Source organism: Acinetobacter sp. SK-43 (assembly GCF_015351505.1).
Lineage (GTDB): Bacteria > Pseudomonadota > Gammaproteobacteria > Pseudomonadales > Moraxellaceae > Acinetobacter > Acinetobacter junii.
Genome location: NZ_JADKPY010000001.1, coordinates 25,036 through 40,923, shown reverse-complemented (window position 1 = coordinate 40,923; position 15,888 = coordinate 25,036). Strand labels below are relative to the sequence as shown.

At 36.9% G+C, this 15,888-nt stretch carries 8 protein-coding genes; all 8 read left to right on the top strand.

Translation table 11 applies throughout. The annotated features are described in order from the left end of the window. Nucleotides 1-2 precede the first annotated feature (2 nt). The 8 genes from traN (IRT38_RS00175) (at nt 3) to IRT38_RS00140 (ending at nt 15,875) form a co-directional block, all read left to right on the top strand. A complete protein-coding gene (gene traN / locus IRT38_RS00175; RefSeq protein ID WP_194596672.1) occupies nt 3-1,487 on the top strand; it encodes a conjugal transfer protein TraN in 1,485 nt (494 codons plus the stop codon). Continuing rightward, entirely contained in the window at nt 1,480-2,481 is a 1,002-nt protein-coding gene (traN, locus tag IRT38_RS00170) for a conjugal transfer protein TraN (RefSeq protein WP_194596671.1), read from the top strand. The genes traN (IRT38_RS00175) and traN (IRT38_RS00170) overlap by 8 nt, the downstream gene beginning before the upstream one ends. Before the next feature lie 2 nt (nt 2,482-2,483). After that, on the top strand, nt 2,484-3,152 hold the full coding sequence (locus tag IRT38_RS00165) for a hypothetical protein (protein ID WP_194596670.1): 669 nt from the start codon (nt 2,484-2,486) through the stop codon (nt 3,150-3,152). A gap of 124 nt (nt 3,153-3,276) precedes the next feature. Next, the gene (locus IRT38_RS00160; RefSeq protein WP_194596669.1) at nt 3,277-4,164 is read left to right on the top strand and encodes a hypothetical protein; all 888 of its coding nucleotides are present in this window, start codon (nt 3,277-3,279) and stop codon (nt 4,162-4,164) included. 10 nt (nt 4,165-4,174) lie between these two features. Then, nucleotides 4,175-7,024, top strand: a complete 2,850-nt coding sequence (locus IRT38_RS00155; protein ID WP_194596668.1) for a DNA topoisomerase — start codon at nt 4,175-4,177, stop codon at nt 7,022-7,024. A 164-nt stretch (nt 7,025-7,188) separates the two neighbouring features. Next, nucleotides 7,189-7,776: a hypothetical protein gene (locus IRT38_RS00150; protein WP_194596667.1), complete on the top strand. Its 588-nt coding sequence runs from the start codon at nt 7,189-7,191 to the stop codon at nt 7,774-7,776. 146 nt (nt 7,777-7,922) lie between these two features. Continuing rightward, entirely contained in the window at nt 7,923-12,674 is a 4,752-nt protein-coding gene (locus IRT38_RS00145) for a conjugal transfer protein TraG N-terminal domain-containing protein (protein ID WP_194596666.1), read from the top strand. A gap of 3 nt (nt 12,675-12,677) precedes the next feature. Then, nucleotides 12,678-15,875: a conjugal transfer protein TraG N-terminal domain-containing protein gene (locus IRT38_RS00140; RefSeq protein WP_194596665.1), complete on the top strand. Its 3,198-nt coding sequence runs from the start codon at nt 12,678-12,680 to the stop codon at nt 15,873-15,875. Nucleotides 15,876-15,888 lie beyond the last annotated feature (13 nt).

The following is a 15,888-nucleotide window of genomic DNA, read 5'->3' as shown; positions in this document are numbered from 1 at the left end:
TCATGAAGAATTTTTCTACGCTCCTTAATAGAACATTATTAATTTTAAGTACTCTAGGTGGATTGCAAACCGTTTATGCAGATTCAAGTGGGATTGAATGTAAATATACGCATAACTTTAGAGACACTTTCACTGTCACCCGACAAGACAGACCAGTAAATGTTATTAGAACTGATACGATGTTTGGCTTTGAGTGGAATGCGAAAGAATACCCGACCGATGCTAGTTGGGAATTTACTGCAAATCTCTCAAATGCCGATCAAGTGAGAGTTAGATTAAGACATGTAAAATATGATGATAACATGTACATCTATGTGAATGGTCAAGAGATTTTTGGACGAATAGGTGGGGGGGTTGATGGTTATGATACTGATATTGATGTAGGTAGATATTTTAAAAATGGAATAAATACAATTCGGGTTAGACTGGTAAACGATATTCCTAATTGGGCGGCTATTGGTGCTTGGTTTGAATATTCGGAAGGAGGATGTACATACACAGACTTACCTCGTCCATTAATTCCACCATTGCAGGATAGTCAACGCTGTGTAGAAGAAGTCGTTTGTACCCAACCTATTGATACACGTCAATTCAACGGGGTTGATGTTACGAGAAGCTGTTGGCAGTATCAGACCAAAAGAACTTGCTATGACTTTTTAGAGGATAAATCAACCTGTAAAGAAACTCCTCCGACTGGTGGAAATTGTGAAGTTGTCTCTAAAACTTGCTTGGATGAAAACGAATACACTGTTGGGTTTAATAAGTTTAAAGGATGTACTTTATACGAGACAAAAACTAGATGTACGATTCCAATCGATCCAAAAAATATGACCCCTTCGGAATTAGCAGCTTATAACAAAGAAAATGCTGATCGCCGCTTATCATGTAAACCTGTACAAACATGTGTAGGACCGGATTGTTATATTACTGCCCAAGAAAAAGATAAACCAGATGAAGATATGCCTTATGTTTTGGCATTGCTCGAAATAGGCAACCAAGCAGGCAAATACATGGATAAAGATAATATCCGGTTATTCAATGGTGTTAAATCACAATGTAGATCAAAGCGTGGTTTTGGGGCATTAGCAGCTTGTTGCAAAGGTGGGAGTGGAACGCCACCAAAAGCACTCGATAGTAGCGGAAATAAAATTGTGCCTACTAATGAAAATGCCTTTAAAGACACATTTTCTACAGTAGATAAAAAATATAGTGACCCAAATGCCACTGCAAACCAAGAGTTTAAAAATGGTGGTGCAAATCCATATACATACGACTCAATGTATGCACCAAATGAAGCCATGTATATGTTGCAGGGTACAAGCTCAGTAGCAGAAACAGATGCCGGTAAAGAAGCTTTAGCAAGCGGTGGTGGGTCTAAACTGACAGCAATGGGTTATGGCTATTCACCATCAGGAACAGCTACAGGTGATCAACAAAGTTATAGCCAATATAGTTCACAACCAAAAAAAGGGACTGGTAATGATTAAACATAAGAAAAATCAAGCTATGAAATTCAGCTTATTGCTTACCTCGATATTATGTTTTATGCCAGTTGCCTATGCAGCAGAAACAGGGACCACGCCTACACAACCGGCACCAATTTGTACTGATGATATGGATGAGGAGGCATGTACAAGTAAACTAAACAGCTTTTGCGCTTTACCAGAAAATACTCAAAATAAAGAATGTATTGAATGGAAAACAATTCAGGATCAAGTGAAGGAGAGCGCAAACAATGATCCCAATGTTAGTACACCGAGTACTGGTGGTAGCCCAATTGGGGGGATGTCACAAGCTTTGATGTTTAGCCCTAGTGCATTTGCAGCTCAGCAAGCCATTGGACTCATTGAACAGATTTTTACTTGTAAAAGTGCAATGTCTGAGGAAGAAAAAGCATTGCCAAATCGTCTCAGTGCAAATTTATGTATATATGTGGGTGAGTACTGCTCTAAAACGGTGAAAATTTTAGGAGTTAAACTTTGCCGTACCAAGAAAAAAACATATTGCTGTTTCAATTCAACATTGGCAAGGATTGTTAATACAGAAGGAAATAAGCAATTAGGACGAGGCATGGGTGGACCAGAAAATGCCACTTGCCAAGGTTTTACAATTGATGAGTTTAACCGGATCGATTTGTCGAAAATGGACTTGTCAGAATTTGTTGCGGAAGTTACGGCAAAGTCACAAGCGAGTGCGTCAAAGAATCAAGCGTACTGGGAACAACGAAATGAAGTGAGAATGGAAAATACTTGGCAAAATGTTAATACGGAAGATATGAAGTATAAAATTCTTACTGCTGATGATCCTTATTCAGTTGTAAGCCAACCTACTGATGGTAAAGCGGCAGCACAAAGAGATGGGCGTGTTGTTCCAAATGAAAATGAGGCAAATACAACAACGACCAAAGAAACAGGTAAGAACCCTGTAAATCAGGCTGATTTAGATCAGGCAAAACAAAACTTTATCAATGGGACAAAATGATTATGATGATCAATAAATTTTTCTCAAATTTTTGTTTTTTTTCGGCTTTGATCGTATCAGTAGGTACTCATGCAGAAACTAAAACCTTAAAACCAGTACCAGATAAAAGCTTAGCCTCGACTGATAACCGTAAGGGCTTACCAGTTAACGAATTATTAAACCCAAGTTTAATTACTTCGTACGATGCACAACAAACTTCTGGAGAAAAACCACTCTACAACGAATTGTTCAAGCCTACTTTACAGGAATGGATTAAAGCGAAAGGTAAATTAACCGCCGATCCTAGTGGCTTAATCTACGAAAAAGATTATCGTATTGAACGACCATCTCAGTTTATTGAAGAAGTACCTAATTTAATTGAAAAGCAGTATTTTTATCGTCAAAGCCTTCATGCCGAATTGATCGGAAACAATGCTAAATCTATTTTAGCTTTTACCCATAGCAAGAATGGAAAAGTGTTTGTAAGTACTAGATTCAACAAAGTCTATGAACCAAAAGAATTTACGAACGAGACTGATCAAAAAAAAGAATATTCCCAATGCGTTGATATTTCTGCTCGCATCACAGTCACGAATGTACCCATGAAAAATAATTTTGGTGTTCAAACATTAGTCGATTATTGGCAGGATTTCGAAGTTCCAGTTTGTCATACGAACAGTGATGAAAGTTAAAATTTATTAAATGTTATTAAAAATAAATCAGCAAAATTGCTGATTTATTTTATTTTAAATATTAAAATTATTTCTTAAATGTTATATTATTTATTAATCCCTTATAATTTGACGTAATAATATTATGCCATCTAAATTTCAAGAATATAAGGCTATTGCAAGCAAGCTGAAACTTGTTATTGATGTACCTAATTCACTACTTGAGAATGCTATTTTCGTTGGGCTTTCTTTTGGGCTTTTTATTGGTGACAAATTGGTAATCACACTGCCATTTCTTCCAAAAAATGGTGGGGACGTTGTTGAGTATCAAAACAATCTAAGACTTGCATTCATGCAGCATGGAGCCGTTAAAAAAGTCGCTCTCTATCAAGATAATCGGTCAGGCACTTTCTTTGCTTTACCTCAGCACAAATCCAGATTTTATAGGCTGAACCAATTGTTTGAGCTACGCTGTGGTGGGTCTATAAAAAAAGTAGTTCAGTCTGAACAAATCTTAAAAATAATTCATGAAGATCAGTCCCAGAATGATGCTTATGGTTTCTTTGACTCAATAAAAGGTAACTACACGTTTGAACCATTTATTGTTTTTAATCATAAATTACTTAACCAAGAAATCATTTTTGATTTAATTCCTCTAGCAGTTTTTCTAGGCTCTGGACACTACATTGATGGATATATAAATAAGAACAAAAAAGATAAGAGCCGGACCTTTTTACCAAATTACTTACCTAAACATCTTCATTACTTAAAGAACGTCAGTAATTTTCCTTTTCATAAAGATTTAATTGTAAAAACAAGAGCTTCCTCAACATTTTCGAACAATGAGTGCAAGTTTCTTTTAGATAGATTCATAAAAAAAACTTTGCGAGTTGGCGACAATTTGGACTTGGATTGGTTTGGTCGTGAATTTGGTTTTTGGGTTAATGATGAAAACGGAAATACCCTGCGTTTTTATAGCGGTAGTAATACTGACAAAGGATTTAATTGTCCTATTAATGAACTAGAGGATTGAGGTCAATATAATGCGAGTTATTTTAGCTGAGAAGCCATCAGTCGGACGTGAGATTGCACTTGCACTTGGCGGTTTTACAAAATCGCCAACAAATCGTTTTTTAACAAATCAGAAAGACTGCATTATCACTTGGGCAATCGGTCATTTAGTAGAACTACATCACCCAACTACCAGTGACATCTCTAAACTGCCAATCCTGCCAAATGATGAAGATTGGCAGTTAAACATTATTGATGCAGATGGTTATCAAGCTCAGTTCGATGTAATCAAAAAACTTTTCGATAGTCCCCAAGTTAAAGAAATTGTTAATGCTTGTGATGCGGGGCGTGAAGGTGAATTGATAGGACGTTTGATCTATCAAAAGTCTGAAACCACCAAGCCGCTTAAGCGGATGTGGATTAATTCAATGACAAAAGAAGGTCTTATTACAGCATATAAAAATATTAAAGATGCATCAGCCTATGAAGGTTTAAACCAAGCTGCTCGATGCCGCTCTAAATCCGATTGGATCGTAGGTATTAATGGTTCAATCGCAGCTACAGCAGTAATGAGTAGAATGCAGAACCTTTCCCAGATCACGGCGTTAGGGCGTGTTAAGACACCGGTTCTCACCATGGTAGTTCATCGTCAACGGGAAATTGATAATTTTGTTTCTGAACAATTTTGGGAAATTGGTGCCAAATTCGATGTTAAAGGCGAAACTTATGAAGGGAAATGGGTAAATTATGAAGAAATTTTGAAAAAACAAAAAAATCATAATGACGATCAAGAATCATCGAGTGATGAGGAGGAGGATGAAAACAACTCTGATCAAAGCAGTACTTCGAGATTTTTTGATAAAGCTAAAGCAGACGAGATTTTGGCATCATGTCATAATGGTAAGAATGTTAAAGCTGTTTCCAATGTTATTGAAAATCAGGCTATAAAGAAGTCTAACGCTCCAAATTTATTTGATTTAACAACCATTCAATACATTGCAAATAAAAAATTTAAATTTAGTAGTAAGGTAACACTAGAGTTAGTACAGGAGCTTTATGAAAAACATAAAGCTGTTACATATCCTCGTACTGAATCAACCCATCTACCGTCAGATTATCCTGTTGAAGTCGCTCGTATTTTTGATGATCTTATGACTAAACAGAAGAATAATGCTTCTGTAGTATTTATGGCTCAGGAAGCCAAAGATCGGATAAATGTTGTTGGTAAACATATTTTTGACGATTCAAAAATTACTGACCATTTCGCAATTATTCCAACTGGTAAAGAATTAGATCCAAGTGCCACTGATGCGGTAAAAAAAATCTATTTCTTAATCGTGGAAAGGTTCAAGGCTGCTTTTTTACCACCTATGGAATATAGCGAAACTGAACGGTTCACCTTTATCGAAAATAATGCATTCCGGTCAGTAGGGAAAAGTATCATAAATAAAGGTTGGAAAGCTTTAGTTGAAGCGAATGAAGAAGAAAATGATAAAAAAGCTAAAAAGAAAGATGTTCTTTTACCAGCCTTTACAACTAAAGATGAAATTAAAACTTTATCAGTAAACTTAAACCATGGCAAAACTACAGCTCCAAAACCATTCACAAATGGTACGTTAGTACGAACAATGCAAAACATTTCTCGGTTAATGAAAGGGGACCAGAAAAAAGCATTAAAAGACTGTGGCATTGGTACTCCGGCAACCCGCGCAAACATTATTGACGAGTTGTTATCTACAACAGCTTCGAATGGCAGTCCTAAAAAAGCTATGCTTCAAGAATCGGGTAGCAATAAATACATCATCCCGACTGAATATGGAAAACAGGTTATTGAATTCTTGGAAGAAAATGGGATTTCCTCTCTAACGATGCCAGAGTTTACAGCAGATTGGGAGCTACAATTAGAAACAGTGAATAAAAATGCGGAAAAATCCGTAGATTTTATGAAGCATACTAATGATATTGTTACAGATTTCATTTCCAAGCTACAAACTGCTCATAAGAATATTCCAATCCTTAAATTAGCCGGTTGTGAGTGCCCAGAATGTGCAAATGAACTGAATTTAGAACCTCGATTTGTAATGTGTTCAAATACAAAATGTCGTTTCAAAATACAACGTATTGTGGCTGACAAAGTGCTTTCAGATGCAGAATTACAGGTCCTAATCAAAAATAAACAAACTGGCGTTCTGTCTGGTTTTGTAAAAAAAGCTGATCCCAAAATTAAAGGTTCAAAAAATAAAGTTTTTAGTGCCGCATTGGATTTAAAAGTCAAAGAAGATGGAAGTTACTTTATTCAGTTTTATTTCCCTAAATCTAAATATGATTTAGCTTGTCCGTTGTGTAAGTCTGAAATGGAATCTACAGTTTCGAGCGTGGTTTGTACAGATAACCAGAATTGTAATTTTAGCGTCTGGCGCACCATCAATGAGAGAAAGTTGTCAGAAGATGAAATTAGGACTCTAATTCAAAACGGAACTACAGACGTGCTGAATGGTTTTAAAAGTGCGCAAGGAAATAATTTTGCAGGAAAATTGGTTATAAACCATGAACAAAAGCGAGTGGGTTTTAGTTTTGATGGTGTAGACGCTGCAAATACTGGTGAAGAAAGTAAAGACAAATGTATGCAGGATGGTTGTGCAGGACTTTATTTAATCGCAGGTAATCGTTACAAGTGCAATACATGTGAAAGTTGGTATACATCTAAGCCTAAAATCGCAACTAAACCTTTCTCAACTGCCCAGATGTCAAAATTATTCAAAGGAAAAACTGTCACTCATTCAATAAAAGTGGATGACGGAACCGGCAATGAAGTGACAAAAAAGGCTGAGTACTATATCGACCCTAAGACAAAGTACATGCGATATAATATATTGGATTAAAACAAAACGCCCAATAGGGCGTTTTTTATTTATTAATTTTCAGATTACATTAATATTTAATAACAATAATTTCCTAGTTTTTTATAATACTTTTATATAATATTAATTCATTCATATCAAAACTTGGAGTTTTTTTCGATTTCACTAAATTGTGAGGTGTCACTATGGGTATTATTTCCAAACTATTTAAAAGCGTTGAAAACAATAGTAAGACATCTATTGTTGATGAAAAAATTGCGTTAATGGAACAACATTTTATCTTAAGTGGCAATGTGTACCGTAATCGAGATAACTCAGTTCCAAATTTAGATCAATTTTTAAAATTAAATCTTAGCATTGATGACTATGTATATTATGTGCATGGAAAATCACAGCAAGATTTGCAAAATCAATTAGCATTCAAATCTAATGCAAAGCGAATCACCAAGAAGTCTGCTATGGACAACCGGTTAAGCTTGAAAGAAAAGAAAAGTCATAACAAGTCTAAACGCATTGATGGATTACTAAATGAGTTTTACGATTTTGGAATGTTCGCACCATTTGGCGTATATCATGCAGCCAATAAATTTGGTTTGCACACGTTAAATCAATATAACCTAGCAACTGGTTCTGCAATGGGTGCCGTGTTCTTAGGGATGGGTGCAGTTGACTCAAGCACCACCATGTTTGATGAGACAATTACAGGCTCAATCAATGAGACACTCAACGATGACATGCGTGACTTCAATTCTTCTAGTAACGATCTTTTTTAAGTTCAATCTAAGTTCAACTCCTTAAAAGCCTAATTAATATTAGGCTTTTTGTTTTTAATAATTAAAAAACATTTCAGTAATAATTATTTATTAAGGGCTTATTATTCTATAATATAATATTGTGCTAATAATTTAGAATATATGCGATGGCAAATGCAGATTTTGTAATTTATACACTTGGCGACACTGATACTTTTGAGGCTATGTTGCAGGGTGTTGCGTTGATCTTTCAGGACCCATTATATTCGGGGAATGCTGCATTTGGCTTGGGCTATGGTGTACTCCTAGGCGTTTTTATTCTTTTCACAATTGCGCTGTACCAGTCGGTATTTACGCAAAAGTTTGAACTAAAAATGTTGATCGCACCATTGATATTCTATGTCATGCTTACTCTACCTAAAACTACCGTCACAGTAGTTGATGTCTACAATCAAGCCCCTACTAAACAAGTTTCGAATATTCCAATTGGGTTAGCTTTACCACTCAACTTAGCGAGTAGTGTCGCGTATGGCTTCACAGAATCCATGGAGAAGGCATACAGTACGCCTAATAGTCCAAGACTGCTGACTGACGGCTTCGCTTCACCTTTAAAAACACTATACGCATTGCGCTATATAAATATTAGTGATGAAAGCCCTTATATTTCAAATATGATTAATCAAGTCTATCAAAGTTGTATCGTTGGTAATTCTAGGTTTGATCCTGATGAATATAAAAATTCACCTGATGCGTACACATATTTTATCAATTTTTTATATACAAGCTCTGCCGGCATCGTAACACTACGCAATATTGATGGTACCTCTGAAACTTTTAGTTGTTATGAGGCAGCTAACAAACTTCAAACATCATTTGAATCTTTTGTATATGGAAATGGGGCAACAGCCGGAACTCTAAATTATAATTTTAAAAGAGCATTAAACGGCGCACTATTGCTCTCAAACAGTTCTGGTTCACTTAGTAAAACCCGTGACTATAACGATGTCATGAATAGTTTCGCTCAAATCACAGATTTGACAGCTCAAGATGGTCGTCAGTTTCTATTAAACACTTTATTTAATCAGCCACTTCAATCAGCTTCATTTTGTGCAAATAATCAAGGATCAACTGATTCTACTTCAACAAATATGGCTCATTGTACATCTTGGGTACAAAGTGAAGCTCAGCTTGCAGAGGATAATGCTGCGGCAGCAACAGGCTTCGTAAGAATGCTACAAGATGGTCAAAATATTCTACTATTTTTGGCAATCCTTCTTTTCCCACTTGTAGTGATCATGATCGTATACATGGGGACAAAATCAGTAGTAGTTGTAACCAGTTATTGTATGTATCTCGCATCCGTATATCTTTGGATGCCGATCGCGAGCATTATTAATTTTTACTCCTATATAAGAATTACGGACACAATCTTTACTTTTTCTGGTTCTAATTCTGGAAATCTGTTTGGTATTTCAGATTATCCTGCATTCTATCAAGCCGTAAGTGATTCACTATCACTCGCCAATGGTTTAACTGCGATCATACCAATTTTTTCTATGATGTTTTTCTCTGGGCTGACCATGGCTGTTGTTGGATTCATGAGACGTTCAGATGTAACTAAATCCTCATATTATGATGCTAAACAAAATGTACCAGATGCTATTAGTGGATCGCCTTTTGCAAATAAAACTTCAATGACAACATCAAATGGCTTGGGGGCGGTTACTGATTCAAATGGTGGTAAAGCTTTTACAACGTCATCATCTCAATCATTTGAAGCAACAGGCTCTCAAATGGTTGCGCTGCAAAAAAAGAAGTCTATTTTAGAAAGTCGTTCTGATAGTCTCACAGCTCAAATTAATAGTTTAAGTTCCCTATCAACAAATGGGGGAACAACTGAGAATAATCTAAGTAACGTTCGAGATCACACTAGGAAAGATATAAGTTCTGGCTCAGGTTATAACCAACAATACTCTGAAACAGATAGTGGTATTTATACTCAAAATGGGAAACGCACGCAGCTTAAAAGTGATGAAAGTGATGTAGTAACTGCTACAAATCAAGTAGGCGTAAATACTGGTGCAGGCATTGGTTTAAAGGCAGGAAAAGGGACCACATTTGCTGATACTACATTAGCAGCAGATGGAACACCGGCTGCATTACAGAATGCGAGTACAGAACAAACTGCTGCAAAAGGTTCTGGAGATAATGCCTATTCTCTTGGTTTCGTACAAGTTAAAGCCGGTTCAGCAACAATTGCGCAGGCAGGCTATCAAGATGCGGATCGGGGTGTAATGAGTGGTACCGAAAAAAATACCATTTATAAAGGGTCAGGGAATCAGCAGAAAGAATATTCAGATAGCCACTACCAGATAACAGGCGGTTATCAAGATAATAAAGTACTTGATGGAAAGTCACATGGTTTAGATAAAAATGTGAGTGTCGCATCAAATGAAACGACAAAGGAAAGTCAAGCATATAAAGCTTCTCTCACACAAGCACTATCACAAACCCAAGCAGAATTAGAGCAAGTGAATAATGCTATTTCACAAATAGCAGCGTCTAGTTTTACTGTGAACATGCTTGATTCAGATGTAATGCATCGTATAACAAGACATGAATCTGTACGTGCGGACTTAGACCGTATCGATCGTGAAAATAAAGAACGTTATGGGGATAAATGGGAAGATGCGAAGCGCATTGCAGCAGCTCATGCTCAAGTAACTGAATTAGCTGTATCTCAATTTGCTAACCCTGAACAATTTGCTTATTACACAATAGTAATGGCAGGCATGAGCATGAACTACGAGTCTGCAAATGCTACATATAAAGCATTAACAGGATTTGATGCTCCATCTCATGAGTTAAATGACAATCTAAGATCAGTTAACACCGACTGGTCTAAAATGAATGTAGACCATAGAGATTTAGCCGGTACTTTTGCAAAATACTTTGGTTCAAATGCTAATTTGGATGGGCAATATGCCTATTTAGCCGGAGAGTTGGAGGTTAGAGGGGATAAACAGCAACAAAATATGATTATGGTGTATAACTCTTTTTTACATGCAGGCTTTACACCTAAACAAGCAGCTATTTTGACAGCCGAAGTAGGACGCGAAAATAGCTTCAATTCATCATCTTTGTATGGCACACACTATGACCCAGAAAAACAACATTTAACCAATGGGGGAATGATCAGCTTTAACCAAGATCGTAAAATCGCCTTAGATCAAGAAATGATGGCAAAAGGACTGGTTTCACGAGGAAAAGTTGGTTCTGCATCCTATGTAGAGAGTCAAGCTTCTTTAGATGCAATGGCTCAATTCATGCATAAAGAACTTTCAGGTAATAAACGTTACGCAACAGCTTGGGCTGCATTAAATAGTGATACCAATACAATCGATCAAATTCATTATGCTGTTGGTAAGAATTACATCGTCTGGCGCATTGATGATGAAAAATATCGCGAAAACGGCGAAAAAAATAGAAAGGATTTTGCTGAACGTCTAAATAATGAATTGGTCTCACAATCAAAAGCAAAATTTGAACCTAGTCATATAAGTCAAATGTCATCGGCAGATTTCGCGGCAGCAAATAATCCAAGCCTTTCATCAGCACTTTCAAAAACAGGGCTAAAAGGACAAATTTTGGGTGATGGGCTAGTCGATAATAAATACATTGCTAATGCAGGACTTCCGATTAAAGCTCCAAGTCACAATAAGGACCAAGCTTACGGCGGTGGTCAGTCCCGAGGTTACACAGTTGAATTTGCACATCTTACAAATCAACACCTTGGAGGGAAGATCAAATACTTTTCTGGGTTTAATGATGAATATCATCAAAACGTTGGCAGTACTGGCAAACATGTACAAGGAAAAGCGTTCGATATAGTACTTAGTAATCCTAGTGATGCAAAAAAAGCAATTTCAGAGATGCAGGAATTAGCCAAAAAACACGGTTATAAAGTAGCTTTTGTTAATGAATATGAATCTAAATCCAAGGACTTTACTGGACAGCATCTACATGTCTCGGTCCTCGGACGTGATGGAGGCTACCAGAATAAGATTTCAAGAGAAATCGAGGAAAGACAAATTGCTGCTGCAAGCTCACTAAATAAAGCAGATTTAACCAGAACACAAATTGCTCGACCCGTTAAAAGTGATGTGGGTAGCTTTATTCCCCAAGGACATGGTGCGGATTATCGTGGACCAAATGCGTCTGATTTGGCAGTACGTCATGAGCAGAACAGACAACAAAGCCAACAACAATTTAATAAAAATACATTGTTGACGCACGGTATAACTGTCTCTCCGGATAAAAATGGTGAAGATTTGCATTATTCGGTGGGTGACAAAGGAAAACTAGCTGAGAACTTGAATGCTCCGATTGTTTCAGGTGATGTAGCAGTAAAAATGCTCAAAGAAAATGTTATGAACACTATTGAGCGTAATAAAACTATGCCTGCAAATTTGCACCTAGATCGGGCTATGTCAAAAACTGATGAAGAAAAAACTCCTCAATATAGTGATTTTAATCTTTCACGACAAAAATACGTTGAAAAAGAAACACAAGTGAATGACCAAAAATTGACGGAATCAACAGGATTAAATCGTCAAGAAGTTGGGCAAGACCGTAGAAAAATTGAGGAAAATAATGACCTAAGTAGAGCGGATTTGCAGAAAGGTCTAAATGAGAAAGTGCAACAAGAAAAAGAGCGTAGGTTTGAAGTGATTAAGGATGAGCTAAGGGATAATCCTGTTCCAAGAGAGCGTCATGGTCCTACATCATTAAACTCAGCACTTGTCGCCAAAAACTATACGCCAGACCCAGATAGTTCAATGTTGACCGCAGATAATATAACCATGGTCGAAGCTGTTCAACGATATAACGCGAAACGCGAAGCAAAAGATAAGGAATAAGATATGTTTGAAATATTCTCTATGGGGGATACCCAGACTTTTGCAGAAGTTTTGAATGGCATTGCCATGATGTTTAGTAACAGCCCTATTTTTAAGGGAAATGGTCCCTTACAACTAGGATTTGGGGCTTTCGTAGGAATAGTAATCCTTTTCGCAGTAATGATATATAAAGCTGCTTTTGAGCAGAAATTCGATTGGCACACTCTTATTGTCCCTCTCATCTTTTATATCATTCTTACAGTTCCTAAAACATCTGTTGTAATTAGTGATATTTATAATGTTGAGGCACCGAAGAAAGTTGATAATGTGCCGATTGGGTTGGCAATTCCTGTTTCAGTGATCAGTGGAATGTCCTCAGTAATCACTCAATATATTGAAAAGGCTTTCTATGTTTTGCCGGTCGATAACATAATGCGATCACCAACAAAATTAACCCAAGATGGTTTTTTAACCCCCTTACAAGTATTGAACTCTGTTCGATATGACAACTTGAATACGGATCACCCATTATTACAACAAGCATTTAATAAAGTTTATGCCACATGTATTGTCGGGAATGATCAATGGAATCCAGAAACCTACACTCGCTCGAAGGATGTATCCGCATATTTTCAAAGTGTATTGAACTCAACGGAAAGATTAGTTTCTTTCACTGTCAGTGAAGCAGGACAAGGCTCAATCAAAACCATGTCATGTGCTGATGCGGGTTCCTATATACGAATAGCCTTAGATGTTCATTTAACTGATAAAAATAACGATTCAACGGGATTGTTAGGCTCCAATTTTAAAAAGAACTCTTTTACTGAAAAAATGGCTAGAGCCATGGCGGTGAATAACACTTATGGAAAATTAAAAGGTCCAACGGGTACAATTAAATACGACTATGCACAGGTAGCGAATATGATCAGTAGCCTTACTGGTCAAAGTGCATCCGAGAGTCGCTCATTCTTAGTAAATGTTCTTTTTGACCCAATGGTAAGGACAGCATCAAAGTGTACATCTGAGTTTTCACTCGACCAAATTTCAAAATGTTCTGCTTGGATCAGTACTGTCGAACAATGGAAAGATCGATCTGCTGCGAGTGGTACAAGTTTTCTTAAGAAAATGAAAGATGGTCAGAACATGATGGTACTTGTAGGGTTCATGCTTTTTCCATTTATGGTTTTCATGATAATGCTTCAAGGTATGGCAAGTAAAAAAATGGTTGCCGGATATATAGCATTTATTTTATCAAACTACCTATGGTTGCCAATGGCTGCCATTATCAACTTTTATGGGCAATATACGTTTCAAGATGCTGTGTACATGCTGAAATTAGCCAATCCGAATGGCATATTCACAATTAGTCAAGCCCCACAATTATATAGCGTGGTTACAACCAAGCTTGCCGTAGCAAATAACGCTATGGGAATGGTTCCTGTATTATGCTCTATGCTTTTCGGCGGAATGATGTGGGGTATGAATGCATTCGCTAAAGGTATCAATCCGGCAGACGGCGGTTACGATGCAAATATAAATAGTAAGACACCGATTAGTTCTGCTCCTCTTAATTCGCATTCGAGTATTATCAATAAGGATGGTTTTGGTGCCGCGACTATTCAGGGTGTTGGATCAACTGATATAAAAATGAATCAATCAATCAGTGCTGCGAGATCAAAAGCGGCTGAATATGATGATCAAATCAGCCAAAAGTTATCACGATTAGAACAGTTATCTGCACGATCGTCTGATGGATTTAGTAATTCTGTATCAAATGCACAAGGACATCGGAACTCAACTGAAACAGGAACAGAAAAACTAGCTACTTATAATGATAGTACAGGTAATTCTGACAAGGTTATTACTGATGGTAATACGCATACCACTAAAGATATTAATGAATCAGATTCTTTGAGTACGAATTCTCAAAAATCTGGTAATACTGTTATTAAGGGAGACCTTACACTTGCAGCCACGGCGAAGGGTGGTATAGGTGGGAAAGATAAGGTAAAAGCTGCTGCGGGCGTATCAATTGGCGGAGATGTTAATGTTGTCAATTCAAGTGCAGTGCAGGGTAAACGTACTGTAGTAAATCAATTAACTGAGAATCCTACTTTCGATAGTACCGTCAATAATGAACATGGTATCAAGGGGGGAGAATCAAAGAATAATCAAGCTGTAACGACTGAAAACTTAATATCACGAATCAAGAATAGTAAAGATGCAAACTTCAAAGCAACAGCTTTGAACGAAATTATTCAACAAGATCAATCAAATAATTATTCAATAGCTGAAAAAAGAGAAGCTGCCCAATTAGCGAGTGAAGTGCAAAGCTTAAGTGGACAAAAATCTCAGGCATTACAATGGGTCATATCTAACAGTATCAGTGATAGTGATATTTCCGGTAGAACCAATGTACTTGCCCCAAATAGTAAAGTCGTAAATGCCGCTTTGGATAAAACTGATGAGTTAGGTCGATCAAATGTTACTAATTGGGATCAGTTAAAAGGTGATGCGGAAAAAATTCTTAGACTTGGTGGGCAATCTACGCCTGATGCCATAGAACGTGTTTCTATTTTTTTAGCTGCTCGGCAGTCTGGTAATTCGGAAGTCATGCTTTCGGCAATGGACGCAATTGCGCCATCTACTACAGTTGTTGATACTTTTAGAGAAAGAGACACGTTATCGAACTTATCTTCCGCAAATTCAAGAATGAAAGCCGAAGATGAAAAGTTTAATTCAATTTCATCAACAATTGATGCTGAGACCATTTCAAAAGCAAAAGAGAAGTATGGCACGTCATTTGATAAGGCAGATGAGCTAATCTCAAGCACTGGCGATTTAGTCAAAAAATCAAACAATCTGACCGGTCAAGAATTTGACCCAATAAAACAGGTCAATGTAAATCAAATTTCGATTGATAAACAAGCGAAAATCCAGAACATTAATAAAGAGTATGGCGATGTAAGTTCCGAAATAGCATCAAATGCTCCAGTAATAAAAGATTCGAATGGTAAGCTAATCACCCCGACTGTTACGTCATTTTCGGATTATCCAACTGAGTATGATCGACAAATTGCGAATGCCCAGAAAGATGGGAACAATGAAGAAATCATTCGTTTGTTAAATGAAAAGCAACAATTAGAATTAGGTAATAGTGAAGCAGTTAACAAAATCACGAGTGAATTAGATACAAAACTTGGGGTTGAACCCAAGAAATAAAAAAAGCGGCTTT